The organism is Candidatus Pantoea persica, assembly GCF_013753875.1.
GTDB classification, from domain to species: Bacteria; Pseudomonadota; Gammaproteobacteria; order Enterobacterales; family Enterobacteriaceae; genus Pantoea; species Pantoea persica.
The window spans coordinates 137745-157747 of sequence record NZ_SMDS01000017.1 but is presented as its reverse complement, the minus strand read 5'-3'; the positions used below and the strand labels follow the sequence as shown (position 1 = coordinate 157747).

Annotated in this window: 11 protein-coding genes and 5 pseudogenes; 6 read left to right on the top strand and 10 right to left on the bottom strand. The window is 58.7% G+C overall.

What is annotated here, in order from left to right:
- Nucleotides 1-67: 67 nt before the first annotated feature.
- Nucleotides 68-883 (top strand): 4-hydroxy-tetrahydrodipicolinate reductase, encoded by an 816-nt coding sequence (dapB, locus tag EIO60_RS07675; RefSeq protein WP_258576410.1) that lies wholly within the window; start codon nucleotides 68-70, stop codon nucleotides 881-883.
- A gap of 251 nt (nucleotides 884-1134) precedes the next feature.
- Here the strand turns inward: dapB and EIO60_RS07670 are convergent, their stop codons facing one another.
- Nucleotides 1135-1395, bottom strand: a complete 261-nt coding sequence (locus EIO60_RS07670) for a hypothetical protein (RefSeq protein WP_258576561.1) — start codon at nucleotides 1393-1395, stop codon at nucleotides 1135-1137.
- On the opposite strand from EIO60_RS07670, the gene carA reads away from it, so the two are divergent.
- From carA to EIO60_RS07655, 3 genes and pseudogenes are all read left to right on the top strand, one after another.
- A complete protein-coding gene (gene carA / locus EIO60_RS07665; protein WP_258576409.1) occupies nucleotides 1348-2496 on the top strand; it encodes a glutamine-hydrolyzing carbamoyl-phosphate synthase small subunit in 1149 nt (382 codons plus the stop codon). The two genes, EIO60_RS07670 and carA, sit on opposite strands and share 48 nt — an antisense overlap.
- 13 nt (nucleotides 2497-2509) lie before the next feature.
- The gene (gene carB, locus EIO60_RS07660) at nucleotides 2510-5734 is read left to right on the top strand and encodes a carbamoyl-phosphate synthase large subunit (protein ID WP_258576408.1); all 3225 of its coding nucleotides are present in this window, start codon (nucleotides 2510-2512) and stop codon (nucleotides 5732-5734) included.
- A 245-nt stretch (nucleotides 5735-5979) separates the two neighbouring features.
- Nucleotides 5980-7113, top strand: a pseudogene (locus EIO60_RS07655) (porin).
- A 44-nt stretch (nucleotides 7114-7157) separates the two neighbouring features.
- Here EIO60_RS07655 and EIO60_RS07650 read toward each other — a convergent pair.
- Nucleotides 7158-7498, bottom strand: a pseudogene (locus EIO60_RS07650) (DUF805 domain-containing protein).
- A 268-nt stretch (nucleotides 7499-7766) separates the two neighbouring features.
- On the opposite strand from EIO60_RS07650, the gene folA reads away from it, so the two are divergent.
- Nucleotides 7767-8246 carry a type 3 dihydrofolate reductase gene (folA, locus tag EIO60_RS07645; protein ID WP_258576407.1) on the top strand — a complete coding sequence of 160 codons (480 nt, stop codon included), beginning with the start codon at nucleotides 7767-7769 and terminating at the stop codon, nucleotides 8244-8246.
- Between the two features lie 108 nt (nucleotides 8247-8354).
- Here folA and apaH read toward each other — a convergent pair whose 3' ends face one another.
- The 6 genes from apaH to lptD are packed head-to-tail and all read right to left on the bottom strand — an operon-like array spanning nucleotide 8355 to nucleotide 15168.
- Nucleotides 8355-9209 (bottom strand): bis(5'-nucleosyl)-tetraphosphatase (symmetrical) ApaH, encoded by an 855-nt coding sequence (gene apaH / locus EIO60_RS07640; RefSeq protein ID WP_258576406.1) that lies wholly within the window; start codon nucleotides 9207-9209, stop codon nucleotides 8355-8357.
- 58 nt (nucleotides 9210-9267) lie between these two features.
- Nucleotides 9268-9645, bottom strand: coding sequence for a Co2+/Mg2+ efflux facilitator ApaG/CorD (apaG, locus tag EIO60_RS07635; protein WP_258576405.1), 378 nt, complete (start codon nucleotides 9643-9645; stop codon nucleotides 9268-9270).
- Nucleotides 9646-9648: 3 nt separating this feature from the next.
- On the bottom strand, nucleotides 9649-10470 hold the full coding sequence (gene rsmA / locus EIO60_RS07630; RefSeq protein ID WP_258576404.1) for a 16S rRNA (adenine(1518)-N(6)/adenine(1519)-N(6))-dimethyltransferase RsmA: 822 nt from the start codon (nucleotides 10468-10470) through the stop codon (nucleotides 9649-9651).
- On the bottom strand, nucleotides 10463-11455 hold the full coding sequence (gene pdxA / locus EIO60_RS07625) for a 4-hydroxythreonine-4-phosphate dehydrogenase PdxA (RefSeq protein WP_258576403.1): 993 nt from the start codon (nucleotides 11453-11455) through the stop codon (nucleotides 10463-10465). Before pdxA ends, rsmA begins: the two co-directional genes overlap by 8 nt.
- Nucleotides 11445-12740: a peptidylprolyl isomerase SurA gene (gene surA, locus EIO60_RS07620; RefSeq protein ID WP_258576402.1), complete on the bottom strand. Its 1296-nt coding sequence runs from the start codon at nucleotides 12738-12740 to the stop codon at nucleotides 11445-11447. The genes pdxA and surA overlap by 11 nt, the downstream gene beginning before the upstream one ends.
- A gap of 55 nt (nucleotides 12741-12795) precedes the next feature.
- Nucleotides 12796-15168: an LPS assembly protein LptD gene (gene lptD / locus EIO60_RS07615; protein ID WP_258576401.1), complete on the bottom strand. Its 2373-nt coding sequence runs from the start codon at nucleotides 15166-15168 to the stop codon at nucleotides 12796-12798.
- A gap of 182 nt (nucleotides 15169-15350) precedes the next feature.
- Between lptD and djlA the strand changes: the two are divergent.
- Nucleotides 15351-16079, top strand: a pseudogene (gene djlA, locus EIO60_RS07610) (co-chaperone DjlA).
- 23 nt (nucleotides 16080-16102) lie between these two features.
- Here the strand turns inward: djlA and rluA are convergent.
- Both rluA and rapA read right to left on the bottom strand, forming a co-directional pair.
- Nucleotides 16103-16755: pseudogene (gene rluA, locus EIO60_RS07605) on the bottom strand (bifunctional tRNA pseudouridine(32) synthase/23S rRNA pseudouridine(746) synthase RluA).
- 283 nt (nucleotides 16756-17038) lie between these two features.
- Nucleotides 17039-19946: pseudogene (gene rapA, locus EIO60_RS07600) on the bottom strand (RNA polymerase-associated protein RapA).
- Nucleotides 19947-20003: the final 57 nt, after the last annotated feature.

Sequence of the window (20003 nt, the reverse complement as noted above, 5' to 3'; positions counted from 1 at the left end):
GACCGTTAACTGACCGTTAACCTGAGATCGCTTTGTATGCATAGTTTTGTATCAGGAATGAATAAATATGAGTAATTACCGTATCGCCATCGTAGGCGCGCCGGGCCGTATGGGCCGCTATCTGATTGACGCGACGCAGCAGGCGGAAGGGGTTGAGCTGGTCGCGGCGCTGGCGCGTCCAGGGGCGTCGCTGGTGGGCAGTGACGCCGGCGAACTCGCCGGGCTGGGTAAAATCGGCATCCTTATCACCGACGATTTACGCAGCGTCATTAACGACTTCGACGTGCTGGTGGATTTCACCCGTCCAGAGGGCACGCTGCACTATCTGGCGCTGTGCCGCGAACATAAAAAAGCGATGGTGATCGGCACCACCGGCTTTGACGAGGCGGGCAAGGCGGCCATCAAGGCAGCGGCCGAGGAGATCTCCATCGTCTTCGCCGCTAACTTCAGCGTCGGCGTCAACCTGGTGCTGAAGCTGCTGGAGAAGGCGGCGAAGGTGATGGGCGACTATGCGGACATTGAAATTATCGAGGCCCACCACCGTCATAAAGTGGATGCCCCTTCCGGCACCGCGCTGGCGATGGGCGAAGCGATTGCCGACGCGATGGCGTGGCAGCTGAGCGAGCACGCCGTCTACGCCCGCGAAGGCCATACCGGCGAGCGCAAGCCGCAAACCATCGGTTTTGCCACGGTGCGCGCCGGGGATATCGTCGGCGAGCATACCGCGATGTTTGCCGATATTGGCGAGCGCGTAGAGATTACCCACAATGCCTTGAGCCGCATGACCTTTGCAAAAGGCGCGGTTAAGTCTGCTTTGTGGCTGAAAGATAAGAAATATGGCCTTTATGATATGCGAGACGTACTGGATTTATCGATGTTGTGAGTGTTGTGAACCATCGTGGTTGTTTCAATCATTAAGTTATTGATTGGCATGGGGCGATAAGATTATCGCCCTTTATTTTGTTTACAGATAAGGGTTGGGATTTATTTTTTGACTAAAAATTGGTTAATTTAGTATTTTGTTGTTTTTTTTTGAGCGTAGAAAGACCATTTTTGACCAAATGGTCAAAAAACGATCACAGAGGGTCGGTTTTATCTTTTTTGGCGCAGGCAACCGATTGATTCGCGACTAAATTACGCTTTTTCACGGCTTAACTCTCTTTTTAACCTCCAGCACTCCGAAATAAGCAAAAAAATAGCCTCCCAGGGTAGACAAGCCTCAGGGCGATCATTAGATTGCGCGCAATTTGCAAAAAATCGACCAGTCAGGCGATTTTTACCTTGATCCAGGGCTAAAACTTGAATTAATATGCAAATATTATGACTTTTTATTCCTTGGGGGATGTTTTGATTAAGGCAGCGCTCTTGGTTCTGGAAGACGGAACCCAATTCCACGGTCGGGCCATCGGGGCAGCGGGATCGGCAGTGGGGGAGGTCGTTTTCAATACGTCAATGACCGGTTATCAAGAAATCCTCACTGATCCCTCCTATTCCCGCCAGATCGTTACCCTCACTTATCCCCATATCGGCAATGTTGGCGCCAACGCCGCCGACGCAGAATCCAACCAAATTCACGCACAAGGCCTAGTTATCCGCGACCTGCCGCTGATTGCCAGCAACTTTCGCAGCGAGGAGAGCCTTTCGGCCTACCTGCAGCGCAACAACGTAGTGGGCATCGCCGATATCGACACGCGCAAGCTGACGCGTCTGTTGCGTGAGAAAGGGGCGCTGAATGGCTGCATCATCGCGGGCGATAACCCGGATGCGGCACTGGCGCTGCAGAGAGCGCAGGCGTTCCCCGGCCTGAAAGGGATGGATCTGGCGAAAGAAGTAAGCACCACCGAAACCTACAGCTGGCAGCAGGTCTCCTGGACGCTGAACGACGGTCTGCCGGAGCAGCAGAGCGCCGAAGCGCTGCCCTACCATGTGGTGGCTTACGACTACGGCGTGAAATACAACATTTTCCGCATGCTGGTGGATTGCGGCTGCCGCCTGACGGTGGTGCCGGCGCAGACGCCTGCGGACGAGGTGCTGAAACTTAATCCGGACGGCATCTTCCTCTCCAACGGTCCGGGCGACCCGGAGCCGTGCGACTACGCCATCAGCGCGATTAAAACTTTCCTCGAGACCGATATTCCGGTGTTCGGCATCTGCCTCGGCCATCAGCTGCTGGCGCTGGCGAGCGGTGCCAAAACGATAAAAATGAAGCTGGGCCATCACGGCGGCAACCACCCGGTGCAGGATCTCGATAACAACCGCGTGATGATCACCGCGCAAAACCACGGTTTCGCCGTGGACGACGCGAATCTGCCTGCGAACCTGCGCGTGACGCACGTGTCACTGTTTGACAAAACGGTGCAGGGGATTCACCGCACCGACAAGCCAGCCTTCAGCTTCCAGGGACATCCGGAAGCGAGCCCTGGCCCGCACGATGCCGCGCCGCTGTTCGACCACTTTATCGAATTAATCGACGCCTACCGTTCGCAAGCTAAGTAATCAGGAGCCTAACATGCCAAAACGTACCGACATAAAATCCATCCTGATCCTTGGCGCAGGCCCGATCGTTATCGGCCAGGCCTGTGAGTTCGACTACTCAGGCGCGCAGGCGTGTAAGGCGCTGCGCGAAGAGGGTTACCGCGTTGTTCTGCTGAACTCGAACCCGGCCACCATTATGACCGACCCGGAAATGGCCGACGCTACCTACATCGAGCCGATCCACTGGGAAGTGGTGCGCAAAATCATCGAAAAAGAGCGCCCGGACGCGATGCTGCCGACCATGGGCGGCCAGACGGCGCTGAACTGCGCGCTGGAGCTGGAGCGTCAGGGCGTGCTGGAAGAGTTCGGCGTCACTATGATTGGCGCCACGGCTGATGCGATCGATAAAGCAGAGGATCGCCGTCGTTTCGACGTGGCGATGAAAAGTATCGGTCTGGATACGGCACGTTCCGGCATCGCTCATACCATGGAAGAAGCGCTGGCGGTGGCTGAAGATGTTGGCTTCCCCTGCATCATCCGCCCCTCGTTCACCATGGGCGGCACCGGCGGCGGCATCGCCTACAACCGCGAAGAGTTTGAAGAGATTTGCGAGCGCGGCCTCGATCTCTCGCCCACCAACGAGCTGCTGATCGACGAGTCGCTGATTGGCTGGAAAGAGTATGAGATGGAGGTGGTGCGCGACAAGAACGACAACTGCATCATCGTCTGCTCAATCGAAAACTTCGACGCCATGGGCATTCACACCGGCGACTCCATCACCGTGGCGCCGGCGCAGACCCTGACCGACAAAGAGTATCAAATCATGCGTAACGCCTCGCTGGCGGTACTGCGTGAAATCGGCGTGGAAACCGGCGGCTCTAACGTGCAGTTCTCGGTGAACCCGAAAGATGGCCGCCTGATCGTGATTGAGATGAACCCGCGCGTGTCGCGCTCCTCGGCGCTCGCCTCTAAAGCCACCGGCTTCCCGATCGCCAAAGTGGCGGCCAAGCTGGCGGTCGGCTTCACCCTTGACGAGCTGATGAACGACATCACCGGCGGCCTGACCCCGGCGTCGTTCGAACCCTCTATCGACTACGTCGTTACCAAGATCCCGCGCTTCAACTTCGAGAAGTTCGCCGGCGCCAACGATCGTCTGACCACGCAGATGAAATCGGTGGGCGAAGTGATGGCGATTGGCCGCACCTTCCAGGAGTCGATGCAGAAAGCGCTGCGCGGGCTGGAAGTCGGCGCCACCGGCCTCGATCCGAAAGTGCATCTTGACGACGCCGACGCGCTGACCCGCATCCGCCGCGAGCTGAAAGACGCCGGCGCCGAGCGTATCTGGTACATCGCTGACGCGTTCCGCGCGGGCATGTCGGTCGACAGCGTGTTCAACCTCACCAATATCGACCGCTGGTTCCTGGTACAGATCGAAGAGCTGGTGCGTCTGGAAGAGCAGGTGGCGCGCGAAGGCGTCAACGGCCTGAGCCAGCCGTTCCTGCGTATCCTGAAGCGCAAAGGCTTCGCCGATGCGCGTCTGGCGACGCTGGCGGGCGTCGCGGGAGACGAGATCTGCAAGCTGCGTCAGCAGTACGACCTGCATCCGGTCTACAAGCGCGTCGACACCTGTGCCGCGGAGTTCGCCACCGATACCGCCTATATGTACTCCACCTATGAGGAGGAGTGCGAATCGAACCAGAAGCAGGATCGCGACAAGATCATGGTGCTGGGCGGCGGTCCCAACCGTATCGGCCAGGGTATCGAGTTCGACTACTGCTGCGTACATGCCGCGCTGGCGCTGCGCGAAGACGGTTACGAAACCATTATGGTGAACTGCAACCCGGAGACCGTCTCCACCGATTACGATACCTCCGACCGTCTCTACTTCGAGCCGGTAACGCTGGAAGACGTGCTGGAGATCGTGCGCATCGAGCAGCCGAAGGGCGTGATTGTGCAGTATGGCGGTCAGACACCGCTGAAACTGGCGCGCGCGCTGGAGGCGGCCGGCGTGCCGGTTATCGGCACCAGCCCGGACGCTATCGACCGCGCGGAAGACCGCGAGCGCTTCCAGCAGGCGGTGGATCGCCTGAACCTGAAGCAGCCCGCCAATGCCACCGTGACCACGCTGGAGCAGGCGGTAGAGAAGGCGGTCGCCATCGGCTATCCGCTGGTGGTGCGTCCTTCCTACGTGCTGGGTGGCCGCGCGATGGAGATCGTCTATGACGAAATCGACCTGAAGCGTTACTTCCAGACCGCGGTTTCCGTCTCCAATGACGCGCCGGTGCTGCTGGACCGCTTCCTCGATGACGCGGTGGAAGTGGACGTTGACGCGATTTGCGACGGCGAGCGCGTGCTGATCGGCGGCATCATGGAGCATATCGAGCAGGCAGGCGTGCACTCAGGCGACTCCGCCTGTTCGCTGCCGGCCTACACGCTGAGCGAAGCAATTCAGAACGTGATGCGTCAGCAGGTTGAGAAGCTGGCCTTCGAGCTTAACGTGCGCGGCCTGATGAACGTGCAGTTCGCGGTGAAGGATAACGAGGTTTACCTGATTGAGGTCAACCCGCGTGCCGCGCGTACCGTGCCGTTCGTCTCTAAAGCCACCGGGGTGCCGCTGGCGAAAGTGGCGGCGCGCGTGATGGCGGGCAAAACGCTGGCCGAGCAGGGCGTCACCGAAGAGGTGATTCCGCCCTATTACTCGGTGAAAGAGGTGGTGCTGCCGTTCAACAAATTCCAGGGCGTGGATCCGATTCTCGGCCCGGAAATGCGCTCTACCGGTGAGGTGATGGGCGTTGGCCGCACCTTTGCTGAGGCGTTCTCCAAGGCGATGCTGGGCGCGCAGAGCAACATGAAGAAAAGCGGACGCGTGCTGCTCTCGGTGCGCGAAGGCGACAAGAAGCGCATTGTGGATCTGGCGGCCAAGCTGCTGAAGTTCGGCTTTGAGCTGGACGCCACCCACGGCACCGCCGTGGTGCTGGGCGAAGCGGGCATTAATCCGCGTCTGGTGAACAAGGTGCATGAAGGTCGTCCGCACATTCAGGATCGCCTGAAGAATGGCGAATACACCTACATAGTCAACACCACCGCCGGTCGTCAGGCGATTGAGGATTCGCGCGTTATCCGCCGCAGCGCGCTGCAGTACAAGGTGCACTACGATACCACGCTGAACGGCGGCTTCGCCACGGCGATGTCGCTGAACGCCGACCCGACGGAAAAAGTGATTTCCGTGCAGGAAGTGCATGCGCTGATTAAAGGCTAATTGCCGCACGCGATAAAACGGCCATCTGGGGCCGTTTTTTTATTTTTATAAATCGATTATTAAATAATAAATAACTAAAAACGATTAAACTTTTGCGGATTTCTATTTTGGCTTAGCGCAGCATGCTGCCAGCGCCATTTCTTTTAAAAAACGCACAAAATTATAAAGCGAAAGCGTATCGGCACAACGTAATATTCCGCCGCTTAAAATTTCGAGCCCAATCAGGAATATTTATAAAAATGAAAATGCGTGTTTTTACACTGAGCGCTATTGCTGTGTTAATGGCAGCTGCACCTTTCGCCAGCCAGGCAAAGATAATGCTGCTCAAGCAAGACCCGCAGGCGGGCGATCCGCTGAGCCGTCTGAATTTCACCGTTGGCGGCAGCATTCGTCCGCAGTTCGAGCATCAGACCGGCATTAACGATAAATCCTACAAGCGTAACGGCTTTGACGGCGGCACCCGTTTCCGCTTCGCCGCTGACTGTTATCTGTTCGACGATATCAGCTGGGCCAGCTATTACGAAGTGGGCGTCAATATTCCTGCGGTATTCGACTGGGATAATCACTATAAAGAGGGCGCCAACGACACCTCGCGTCGCCAGCTTTATACCGGCCTGAAAAGTAAAACTTGGGGCGAGATCTATTTTGGCCAGCAGAACAGCGTCTTTTATGACGTCGTGGATGCGAAGACCGATATCTGGGATTACGACATGAAGGGCCAGGCGCCGGGCAACGGCATCAACGGCGACTATGACGGCTCCTACCGCTCGCGCAAGCAGCTGAAGTATAAAAATAGCTTCGGCGCGGTCGACCTGTACGCCTCTTACCTGTTCAGCGACAACGAATATCTACCGGGCAACGGCCTGCGCTACAAGCGCAAAGGCGGCGGCTCGCTGGGCGTGGTACCATATCACCGACGATCTGACCTGGGGCACCGCGTGGAACTATACCCGCGCTACCATGCGTAATCCGGGCAACGACGAAAGCGGCGACTACAACCAGAACATCTACGGCACCGCGTTAAGCTGGAAGCCGGGCAACTGGACCCTCTCCGCCGCCGGCGGCTGGTACCAGAATTTCCTGCTGACCAAGCGCAGCAACGTCAACGACTACTTCGCCGACGACGTGTGGGGCCTGGAATACTTCGCGGGCTACAAGATCTCGGTGAGAAACAGTACGGCCTGAAAGCGGTGCAGCCCTACGTCATGGGCGCCCGTCTGGAGTATGTTACCGGCCGTAACTACCAGCGCATCGACAACGGCCTAGGCATAACGCTGTTCCTCGACTATGGCTTCCGCGTCGACTATGAACACGTCTTTACCTCCAGCACCGACAACCTGGGCGACATCAATCTGGTGTGTCTGCGCTACGACTTCTGATTCTCGCAGCGATCAAAAACGGCTCCTTCGGGAGCCGTTTTTTTTCAGGCGGGCAGGGCGGGGGCATCGAACGGATCGGGGCCAAACCGGTTCGGGCCAGCCGTGCCGCGCAGGCAGAAGTAGATCAGCAGCAGTTTGCCCACCAGCGGGATCAGCATCATCAGCAGCCACCAGCCGGAGCGGTCCAAATCGTGCAGGCGACGCACGCCGACGCCAAGAGAGGGCAGCAGCACCGCGACGGAGTAAAGAAAAGAGAGCAAGCCCTGCTTGCGGAAAATACGCAGCTCGCGAGCAGCTCGTCTATCGCGCTGCACGCCAGCGAGATTAGCGTGCTGAACAGCAGAAAAAGCCAGAAGTTTTTGCGACGGCAGCGGCCGCTAAACACCGCGTACTGCTTTAAAACGGACAGATAGTGATTCACTCAACGATCCTTACAGGTTGAAAGGGCGTCAGCCTCCATTCTTTCCCTTGTGCCGGGTAACCGATTTTATCTGGCGGCTTTTGCGGTACCGCACGCAAAAAAGACGGTGTAAAACTCTGTACAAGAACTGACGGTAGCAAAAAAGCTTTACGTAATAACACTCGTCTCGCTATCGACGAAAGTTTCGCCTTTACGTATGATGACGCCAATTTTTATTGGTGAGTCTTTTAACATGATTAGTCTGATCGCGGCATTGGCAGCAGATCGCGTCATTGGTATGGAAGGTGCCATGCCGTGGAACCTGCCTGCAGATTTGGCGTGGTTTAAACGTAACACCCTTAACAAGCCGGTCATTATGGGTCGACTGACCTTTGAATCGATCGGCCGACCGCTGCCGGGACGGCTCAATATTGTGGTCAGCCGCCAGCCTGGCACGGCAGAGGGCGTGACCTGGGTCTCCTCGCTGGATGAGGCGATTCAGGCGGCCGGCGACGTGCCGGAAATTATGGTGATTGGCGGCGGGCGCATCTACGAACAGATGCTTAACCGCGCCGACCGTCTCTATCTCACCCATATCGACGCGGAAGTCGAAGGGGATATCCAGTTCCCGGACTACGAGCCGGATGAGTGGCAATCAACCTTTAGCGAATTCCACGATGTGGACGAGCAGAACTCCCACAGCTACTGCTTCGAAATCCTCGATCGCCGCTAAGGGCGCGCAAAACAAACGCCTTGTCCATCGACAAGGCGTTTGTTTATAGACGCGATAACGGCGATCTGACGATAAGGCGATCTTTCGGCCAGCCCGGCCGAAATGCGCTCAGGCGGAGTGCTGCGGCGGGACGATGTCGGTGGCCGATTGCTGGCGATTCGAGGCCTGCGTATAGTAACGCTGGCTCTCCCAGTGCAGCAGCGTCAGCGTGCCGCCCCAGCAGCAGCCGGTGTCCAGCCCGATCACGCCGGGCGGCGTGCCTTTGCCCTCCAGCGAAGCCCAGTGGCCGAACACCTGGGTGTAGTCGGCGGGCAGCTTGCCGGGAATGGCGAACCAGGGCTTCAGTGGCGGCGGTGCGGCATCCGGCGCCTTTTTGCAAATCATATCGAGCTGGCCGTTAGGAAAGCAGAAGCGCATGCGCGTCAGGGCGTTGGCGCTGAAGCGCAGGCGCGCCAGGCCGCTCAGCTCGGGCGTCCAGTTGTTCGGCATGTCGCCATACATGGCGTCGAGATACAGCGGATAGCTGTCGCTGGAGAGCACCGCCTCTAGCTCACGCGCGCAGGCGCGGGCCGTTTCCAGATCCCACTGCGGCGTAACCCCGGCGTGCGCCATCACCAGCTTCTTCTCTTCGTCTACCTGCAGCAGCGGCTGACGACGCAGCCAGTTGATCAGTTCGTCAGCATCCTCCGCTTCCAGCAGCGGCGTCAGGCGATCTTTCGGTTTATTGCGGCTGATGCCAGCAAACACTGCCAGCAGGTGGAGATCGTGATTGCCCAGCACCATACGTATGCAGTCACCGAGCGACTTCAGGTAGCGCAGTACCTCAAACGAGCCCGGCCCGCGCGCCACCAGGTCGCCGGTCAGCCACAGCGTATCTTGCTGCGGCGAAAAGTCGACCTGCTTCAGCAGCGCGCGCAGTTCATCATAACAGCCGTGAATATCGCCAATCAGATAGGTGCTCATAGAAAATCATCCACAATAAAAAGCCTCGCCCGGCAGAGCCGGGCGAGAAATCACGTCATTAATGAACATGGGTTTCCAGCGCGAGGCGGAAGACAGGTATATCGACATGGAAGGTTTCGCCCTCCTCATCCTGCATCACGTAGTGTCCCTGCATGGTACCCATCGGCGTTTCGATTACCGCGCCGCTGGTGTACTGGAACTCGCTGCCTGGCGCGATCACCGGCTTCTCGCCTACTACGCCTTCGCCCTGAACTTCGGTTTCCCGGCCGTTGCCGTTGGTGATCAGCCAGTAGCGGCCGGTCAGCTGCACCGCGTTACGGCCCAGATTGCGGATGGTAATAGTATAGGCAAAAACGTAGCGCTCTTCCTCTGGCGAGGACTGAGAGGCAATGTAGACACTTTGTACCTGAATAGCGATCCGGGTCGATTCACTCATGCGTTACTCCAGCGGTTTACTCTGGTGCGTCGCCAGCCAGTTGGCTAACTGGCAGTATTGCGCCACCGTCACGTTTTCTGCGCGCAATCCGGCGTAGATGCCCAGCGCGTCCAGCACGCCGGCGGCAAACAGGTGGCCAAGACTATTGCGCAGCGTTTTGCGGCGCTGTCCAAAAGCTTCGGTCGTAATGCGGCTCAGGATGCGCACATTGCTGACCGGGCAGGGCGGTTCAGTGAAAGGTACCAGGCGTACCACCGCCGAATCCACCTTAGGCGGTGGCGTAAAGGATTGCGGCGGCACTTCCAGCACGGGAATAACCTGGCAATAGTACTGCGCCATCACGCTGAGGCGGCCATAGGCTTTGCTGCTTGGCCCGGCGACCAGACGGTTAACCACCTCTTTCTGCAGCATGAAGTGCATATCTTTAATCGAACCAGTATAGCCGAAAAGGTGAAACATCAGCGGCGTCGAAATATTGTACGGCAGGTTGCCGAAAACACGCAGTGGCTGACCTTTCTCCTGCGCCAGCGCGGCGAAATCAAAGGTCATCGCATCCCGCTGGTAAATTGTCAGCTTGGGACCGAGGAAGGGATGCGTCTGCAGACGCGCCGCCAGATCGCGGTCCAGCTCGACCGCCGTCAGGGCGTCGAGACGCTCGCCGACCGGTTCAGTCAGCGCGCCGAGGCCCGGCCCAATCTCCACCAGCGCTTCGCTGCGCTGCGGATGGATGGCGGAGACAATGCTGTCGATAATGTACTGATCGTTCAGGAAGTTCTGCCCGAAACGTTTACGGGCGTAGTGCCCCTGATGGATGCGATTATTCATTACTGCTCTTGATCATGGTGATAGCGAGGTTAAGCGCTGTGATAAAGCTGCCCGGCTCTGCCAGCCCGCGGCCCGCCAGTTCCAGTGCGGTACCGTGGTCAACGGAGGTACGGATAAAAGGCAGGCCAAGGGTGATATTCACCGCGCGGCCAAACCCCTGAAATTTTAGCACCGGCAGCCCCTGATCGTGATACATCGCCAGCACCGCATCGGCGTGCTGCAGATATTTCGGCTGAAACAGGGTGTCGGCAGGAAGCGGACCGGTCAGCTGGATGCCCTGCTGACGCAGCGTCTCCAGTGCCGGGATAATGGTATAGATCTCTTCGCGCCCCATGTGGCCGCCTTCGCCCGCGTGCGGGTTTAACCCACAGACCAGAATATGCGGCTGCGGGATCTCGAATTTTTCCTGCAGATCGTGGTGCAGGATGGTAATTACTTCGCGCAGGCTGGCATAGGTTATCGCCGCGGAAACATCCTTCAGCGGCAGGTGCGTGGTCGCCAGCGCCACGCGCAGCTCTTCGGTCGCCAGCATCATCACCACACGGTGTCCGCCGGCGCGATCGGCGAAAAACTCGGTATGGCCTGTAAAGGGGATGCCGGCATCGTTAATGACGCCTTTATACACCGGACCGGTAATCAAGGCGGCGAATTCGCCGTTCAGGCAGCCGTCGCAGGCGCGTGCCAGCGTCGCCAGCACGTAGGGGCTGTTGGCCGCCTGAAGTTCGCCCGGCGTCACCGGCTGTGCGGTTTCAACCGGCAGAATCGTCAGCGTGCCCGCCTGCTGCGGCTGGGGCACCGCGTGGGGCTGATAGTCGCGCAGCGTCAGCGGCAAGCCGAGCAGCGCGGCGCGTTCGCGCAGCAGCTGCGGCGAGGCGCACACCACCAGCTCAACCGGCCAGCTCTGCTGCGCCAGCTGAAGGGTAAGGTCGGGTCCAATCCCGGCGGGTTCGCCGGGCGTGATAACGACGCGTAAATTACTGCGCATTGCCGTCCAGAATCTTCACGTAGGCGCTGGCGCGCTGCTCCTGCATCCAGGTCTGCGCTTCTTCGGCGAACTTGCGGTTGAACAGCAGACGGTAGGCGTGCTCTTTCTGCGCCGCGTCGGTCTTATCTACCTGACGGGTATCCAGCAGCTGAATCAGATGCCAGCCGAAGGAGGAGTAAACCGGCTGGCTGGTCTGGCCTTTCTGCAGTTTCAGCAGGGCGTCGCGGAAGGCGGGATCGAAGGCTTTTGGAGAGCGCCAGCCCAGATCGCCGCCCTGGTTGGCAGAGCCGGGATCGTCAGAGAACTGCTTCGCCGCGGCGGCAAAGGTAGTTTTTCCGCTGCGGATATCGGCAGCGATCTGTTCCAGCTTCGCGCGTGCCTGGTCGTCGGTCAGAATCGGCGACGGCTTCTGCAGGATATGGCGCGCATGCACTTCGGTGAGGGAGATGTTTTTGCTCTTGCCGCGCAGATCGTCGACTTTGAGGATATGGAAACCAACGCCAGAACGGATCGGGCCGACGATATCGCCTTTCTTCGCCGTCGACAGCGCCTGCGCGAACAGGGTCGGCAGCTCTTCAATTTTGCCCCAGCCCATGTTGCCGCCTTTCAGCGCCTGCGGATCGGCAGAGTAGGTCACGGCCAGCTTGCCGAAGTTCGCGCCGCCTTTCAGTTCGCGCACCAGCTGTTTAGCCAGCGTTTCCTGATCGTCAACCTGCTGCTGCGACGGGTTTTCCGGCAGCGGCAGCAGAATCTGGCTGACGTTCAGCTCGGTGCCCTGCATATTTTGCGCGCCGACCTGCGTTGCCAGCGTGTCCACTTCCTGCGGCAGGATGGTGATGCGGCGGCGCACTTTGTTGTTGCGCACTTCGGCAATCAGCATATCTTTGCGGATCTGCGCGCGGTAGTCGCTGTAGTTAACGCCGCCATAGGCCAGGCGGCTGCGGAGCTGATCGAGGCTCATGCGGTTCTGCGCGGCAATATTACCAATCGCCAGGTCGAGCTGCTGATCGCTGATTTGCAGGCCCGCTTTTTCGCCCATCTGTAGAATGATGTTGTCCATGATCTGACGCTCAAGGATCTGATGACGCAGCGTCTTGTCGTCGGGCAACGGCTGGCCAGCCTGCTGCGCCTGCGACTTCACGGTGCGCAGCATATTGTCTACGTCGCTCTCGAGCACGACGCCGTTATTGACGACGGCGGCAACTTTATCAACCACTTGTGGTGCTGCGAACGCGGTGCTGGCGCTCAGCGCCACACCCAGAATCAGTATTCTCCAGTTCTTCATACTTTTTCCATTGTTGTTTCCGCAGTGCGGTAATGACCAGTCAAACACCACAACATCAGAAAGCGCGCTGGTAGGGAATGACGTCCTGAAGCAGCATTTTGTCGGTGCCTAAGCCGTAATCGGAGCTCAAACCACGCAGCTCAATGTTGAATGAGATTTGGTTGTCATACTTACTGTCGTCGTTTTCCCAACCGTTGATTTTGCGTTCGTAGCCGACGCGAATCGCGTAGCAGCAGGAGCTGTACTGTACCCCAAGCAGCTGCGAAGCCGGCTTGCTGTTGCGCGTATCATAGTAATACGCGCCCACCACCGACCATGCGTCCGCAATCGGCCAGCTGGCGGTGCCGCCCACCTGTGAAATCCCGTTTTTATAGATGGGGTTTTTCACTAGGTCTGAGTTATTCAGTGCGCTCGCCACATATTCCGGGCTGCTGTAGCGGTAGCTCAGCTGCATGACGCTGTCCGCGTCGCGGCGGTATTCCAGCACGGTATTGCCCTGCGCGACGTTATTGAGGCGGGTGTCATACTGCAGCCCGCCGCGCACGCCCCAAAGATCGCTCACTTTCCAGTAGGTGTCGCCGGCCCAAATCAGGCTGCCGGTGTCATCTTCCTGCCTGATCTGGTTCACGCCGGTGTGAGAAGGGGTAAACGAGTAGATTTGACCAACGGAAACGTTAAAACGTTCAACTAAATCCTGATCATAAATACGCGTGGTGACGCCGGTCGCGACTTTATTGGCCGAGGCGATACGATCCAGGCCGCTGTAGGTACGGTCGCGGAATAGGCCGGTGTAGTCGGTTTGCAGCAACGTCGAATCGTAGGGATAGATGTCGCTCTGGTTGCGATAGGGGATATAGAGATACTGGAGGCGTGGCTCCAGCGTCTGGGTATAGCCCTCGGCCCAGTTCATATCGCGGTCGAAAACCAGACGGCCGTGCACCTTGAACTGCGGCAGGGTACGGTTGGCGGAGCTTTTCATCTGGCCGCTCTGGCTGTTGGCATTACCCGCTAGGTTGGTGTTGTAGTACTCCAGCGAATCTTGCTGGTAGTGCGTCGCCAGGAATTTGGCCTGGGTGTCCAGGCTGGCCCAGCCGTTGGAGAGCGGCAGGTCGAGCGTCGGCTCGATATGCAGACGCGTTGCTTCCGGGTAATTGTCGTTAACGTTGGTGAACTTCACCGCCTGCGCATAGATACGGCCGTCGAACGGACCCATATCGTTCTGGTAGAAGTTAAGATCCAGCTGCGGCTGCGCGCGGTAGACGTTATTGGTGGTGCCGAACACCTGGAAATCGCGGCTGGAGAGCGTAGCGTCCCAGTTTGTGTCGGCGTAGCCGATGCTGAACTTCTGCGTCGCATAGCCGTCGGTTGAGCTGTAGTACTTCGAGTCGAGATCGTTGAAGTAGTAGGCGTCGCTGACCTTGGTATAGTCAACGTTGAAGCGCCAGTACTGCTCGTAGACGCCGGCGTGCTGCCAGTAGAACAGCCAGCGATCGCTGCTCTTGTCTTCGGCGATGCCGCGCACCGCCTTGTCCTTATCGTACTGGTCGTCCGACGGCAAGTAGTCGAACTCCATCAGGCCCGCGCCAAAGTGCGTCAGGTAGCGGAATTCGTTCTCCAGCTGCAGGCTGCGCTTCGACATATAGTGCGGCGTGATGGAAGAGTCCGCCTGCGGCGCGATGTTCAAGTAGTAGGGCAGCACAAACTCGAATCCCTTGCTACTACTGTACTTCGCGTTCGGGATCAGGAAGCCGGAGCGGCGGCGATCGCCGATCGGAAGCTGCATATAGGGGCTGTAGAAGATCGGCACCGTGCCTAGCTTGAAGCGTGCGTTCCAGATCTCCGCCACCTCTTCCTGACGATCCTGGATCACCTTCGATCCCATCACGCTCCAGCTGTTGTAGCCGGGCAGGCAAGAGGTAAAGCTGCCGTTTTCCAGAATGGTGTAGCGGTTTTCGCCGCGCTGCTTCATCAGATCGGCGTCACCGCGCCCCTGACGGCCTACCATCTGGTAGTTGCCGTTCCAGACGTTAGTGTCTTTGGTGTTCAGGTTGGACCAGGCTTTCGGACCTTTGAGGATGACCTGATTGTCGTCATAGTGCACATTACCCAGCGCGTCGACGGTGCGAACCGGCGTGGTTTGCCCCTCTTGCTGGCGCTGATGCAGCTGCATCTCATCTGACCGCAGGCGGCTGTTGCCCTGCTGAACGTCAACGTTGCCAGTAAATACCGCGTCGTCCGGATAGTTGCCTTTAGCCGCGTCGGAGTGGATGGTCACCGGCAGTTCGTTGGTCTGGCCTGATACCAGCGGGCGGTTAAAACTCGGCACGCCCAGCATACACTGCGACATAAGATCGTCGGCCAGAGCAGACTGACTGGAAATCGCTGCGCCAATCATGGTGGCCAGCAGGGTAGGTAGCTGTTTTTTCATACGCGGTATCAAGAATTCCATGAAAACTGGCATCATGACGACAATCGAGTCAGAGACTAACGTACTGCCCGGCGTTGCGCCAGTGTTAATCCTTGTCTGTCCGCGTTGCCGTTAGGCGCTGAGATAAATGACAAGTATGATAATGCAATTTTCAGCCACAAGCATGGCGAATTGAGGAGTTTATGCGCTACTGGGGTAAAGTTATCGGGCTGGTGCTGAGACTGTTTTCCGGCATCGGTTTTTGGGGCATTGTGCTCGGCCTGCTGATCGGCCATCTGGTCAACAAGGTGCGCGGCGCGAAGAGACTGGCCTGGTTTGCCAACAATCAAACCCGCCAGACGCTCTTTTTCCAGACCACCTTTCAGGTGATGGGCCATCTCACCAAATCCAAAGGGCACGTCACCGAAGCCGATATTCAAATCGCTTCGTTATTAATGGATAGCATGCAGCTGCACGGTGACGCGCGCAGCGCCTGTTTTGGCCGCTTCGACCTGATTCGGATATTTCTGGAAATCCAGATCTAGGCGGCCTTCGCCGACGGCTCGCTGCACCCGAACGAGCGTCAGGTGCTTTACGTTATCGCCGAAGAGCTGGGGATTTCGCGCATTCAGTTCGACTAGTTCCTGCGCATGATGGAGAGTGGCCAGCAGTTTGGTGGCGGGCAGGGCGGTGGCTACCAGCAGGCGCAGCGCGGGCCGACGCTGGAAGACGCCTGCAGCGTGCTGGGCGTGAAAAGCAGCGACGACGCCACCAACATCAAGCGCGCCTACCACAAGCTGATGAGCGAGCATCATCCCGACAAGCTGGTGGCGAAAGGGCTGCCGCCGGAGATGATGGAGATGGCGAAGCAGAAGGCGCAGGAGATTCAGGCGGCCTACGATCTGATCCGCCGCGAGAAAGGATTTAAATAGCCGGCCTGCCGGGGCCAACCCGGCTAGAACTCCGTAGGCTGGCGAAACGTCATGCTGTTGCCGAGCGCCGGATGGGTACTGGTCAGCGATTCGGCATGCAGCAGCAGACGCGGCGCGGCGGCCTTCGCCTCGGGATGGGCGTAAAAGCCGTCGCCGAGGATAGGATGGCCTAGCGCCAGCATATGCACCGCAGCTGGCGCTAGCGGCCGGTAATAGGCTTCAGCGCCACGCGTGTGCTGTTGTCGGGCAGATGCGCCAGCACCTGATACTCCGTCTGCGCCGCCTTGCCGGTTTCAAAGCAGACCTTCTGTTTCGGCCGGTTCGGCCAGTCGCAGATCAGCGGCAGATCCACCACCCCTTTTTCCGGCTACGGATGGCCCCAGACGCGCGCCATATAGTTTTTTTGCGGTTCGCGCTCGCGAAACTAGTGCTTAAGCTCGCGCTCCGCCGCTTTGGTCAGCGCCACCACGATCACGCCGCTGGTGGCCATATCCAGGCGATGCACCGATTCCGCCTGCGGATAGTCGCGCTGAATGCTCGTCATCACGCTGTCTTTGTGCTCCTCCAGGCGGCTAGGAACGGAGAGCAGGCCGCTGGGCTTGTTCACCACCATAATATGCGCATCCTGATAGAAGATATGCAGCCATGGCTCGCGCGGCGGGTTGTAGGGTTCCATGATTCATTCTGCTTGTTGATCAAAGAAAAGGAGCCAGATGACACCAGCGTTTATTCACTCTGCGCCAACGCAGGTGAGAGGGCCCGATCCCAAAGACGCAAAAGGCGGCATCTGCCAGCTCGGCCCGAGCAATTACGCACCTCATCTTTGCAGCGCGCCCGTTACCGGGCCAACGCGCCGCGTTGTTCAAAAACGCTCCCGGCGTTTTTTTCCCCTGACGCATGACGCTTTGCTCCCCGGTCCCTTTCACCTGCTTGCAGGCATTTTAACCGTCTGAAAGAGATTACTGGTGCGTCACGACGATCAGGCTCAGCGCGTCGAGCCGCCAGTTCGCTTGGCTTAAACTCTCCAGCACCTGCTGGCGATTGCTCTCCAGCGCCTCGATCTCATCTTCGCGGATGTTGGGGTTGACCGCCTTCAGCGCTTCTAGGCGCGACAGCTCGGCGCCCAGCTTCTCATCCGCCTCGGCGAGCGCCGCGGCGATCAGCGCCTGCGCTTCTGGCACCACTTTCTCCTCGGCCTGCACCAGAATGTCGTGCACATCCTGCTGCACCGCGTTAACCAGCTTGCTGCTGGTGTGGCGATTGACCGCGTTGAGCTGGCGGTTGAAGCTCTCAAACTCTACCTTGCCGGCGAGGTTGATGCCGTTGCGATCCAGCAACATGCGGATCGGCGTCGGCGGCAGGAAGCGGGTCAGCTGCAGATGTTTTGGCGCCTGCGCTTCTACCACGTAGATCATCTCTACCAGCAGCATGCCGACCGGCAGCGCCTTGTTCTTCAGCAGCGACAGCACGCAGCTACCGGTGTCGCCGGAGAGGATCAGATCCAGGCCGTTGCGGATCAGCGGGTGCTCCCAGGTGATAAACTGGGTATCTTCGCGCGACAGCGCCTGGTCGCGGTTAAAGGTGATGGTGCAGCCATCTTCCGGCAGGCTGGGGAAATCGGGTACCAGCATATGGTCGGACGGCGTCAGCACGATCAGGTTGTCGCTGCGATCTTCCTGATTGATGCCGACGATATCAAACAGGTTGAGCGCGAAGTTCACCAGCTCGGTGTCGTTGTCCTGCGCGGCGATCTCCGCCGCCAGCGCCAGCGCCGCCTCGCCGCCGTTGGAGTTCAGCTCCAGCAGGCGATCGCGGCCGTTCTCCAGCTGCGACTTTAGCGCCTCGTGCTGCTTGCTGCTTGCGGCATTCGGCGATAAATTCATCCAGCCCTTCTCTGTCCTCCGGCGCGGCGAGGAAGTCGATTAGCGGCTGATGCACGCTGTCGTAGATAGTGCGGCCGGTCGGACAGGTATGCTCGAAGGCGTCCAGTCCTTCGTGATACCAGCGCAGCAGCACCGCCTGCGCGGTTTTCTCCAGCCAGGGCACAATGATCTGAATGTCGTGCGCCTGGCCGATACGATCGAGACGGCCGATGCGCTGCTCCAGCAGATCCGGGTTGACCGGCAGGTCGAACATCACCAGGCGGCTGGCGAACTGGAAGTTGCGCCCTTCGGAGCCGATCTCTGAGCATAGCAGCACCTGAGCGCCGTTCTCTTCTGAGGCGAACCAGGCGGCGGCACGGTCGCGCTCGATAATTGACAGTCCTTCGTGGAACACCGCGGCGCGGATGCCTTCGCGCTCGCGCAGCACCTGCTCCAGCTGCAGCGCGGTGGCCGCTTTGGCGCAAATCATCAGCACCTTCTCTTTGCGGTTGCTGGTCAGGTAGCCGAGCAGCCACTCGACGCGCGGATCGAAGTTCCACCAGGTGCCGCTGTCGCCTTCGAACTCCTGATAAATCTGCTCGGGGTAAAGCAGGTCGCGCGCGCTCCTCGGCGCTCTTACGCGCGCCAATAATGCCGGAGACCTTGATTGCAGTTTGATACTGCGCGGGCAGCGGCAGGCGGATCTGGTGCAGTTCGCGCTTAGGAAAGCCCTTCACGCCGTTACGCGTGTTGCGGAACAGCACGCGGCTAGTACCGTGGCGATCTATCAGCATGGCGATCAGCTCTTTGCGCGTTTCCAGTTTGCCGTCGCGATCGCTGTTGGCGACCTGCAACAGCGGCTCGATATCCTGCTCGCCCACCAGATCGTTGATGCTGTTCATCTCATCCCGCGAGATAGCGTGATCGGCCAGCAGCGACGAGACCGCACCGGCAACCGGGCGATAGTGCTGCTGTTCTTCGACGAACTGCGCGAAGTCGTGGAAGCGATTAGGATCGAGCAGGCGTAGACGGGCGAAATGGCTCTCCATGCCCAGCTGTTCCGGCGTCGCCGTCAGCAGCAGCACACCAGGGATCTGCTCCGCCAGCTTCTCGATTACCGCATATTCGCGGCTCGGCTCGGCTCGCCTTCGCGCCAAGCCAGGTGGTGCGCTTCGTCGACCACCATCAGATCCCACTCGGCGTCCGCCAACAGCTCGAGACGCTGCTTGTTGCGGCGCACGAAGTCGAGGGAGCAGATAATGAGCTGTTCGGTCTCGAAGGCGTTGTCGCTGTCGTGCTGCGCCTCGGCGTAGCGCTCGTCGTCGAACAGGGCGAAGCGCAGGTTAAAGCGGCGCAGCATCTCCACCAGCCACTGATGCTGCAGGGTTTCTGGCACAATAATCAGCACGCGTTCGGCGCGTCCCGCCAGCAGCTGCTGCTGGATGATCATGTCCGCTTCGATGGTTTTGCCGAGGCCGACTTCGTCCGCCAGCAGCACGCGCGGCGCGTGGCGGCGGCCCACGTCTTGGGCGATATGCAGCTGGTGCGGGATCAGGTTGGTGCGCAGGCCGCTCACTGGCAGGCGATACTGGGCGCTCTGGTATTTGTACGCGCGATAGCGCAGCGTGAAGCGATCCATGCGGTCTAGCTGACCGGCGAACAGGCGATCCTGCGGTTTGCTGAACACCAGCTTGCTGTCGAGCATCACTTCCCGCAGCACCACGTCGCTTTCATCGGTATCCAGACGCGTGCCGATATAGGTCATCAGGTCATTTTCATTGCGTACTTCATCGACGCGCATTTGCCAGCCTTCGTGGCTGGTCACCGTATCGCCTGGATTAAAGATTACGCGGGTCACCGGGGAGTCGTTACGGGCGTACAGACGGTTTTCGCCTGTCGCCGGGAAGAGCAGCGTGACCATGCGCGCATCGACCGCAATCACCGTTCCCAGTCCCAGTTCACTTTCCGTATCACTAATCCAACGTTGACCTAATGTAAAAACCATATCTTTTTAGCTCGAATTTTTAATGTGTTTTTGGTGATGTTTCCCGACCACAGGCAA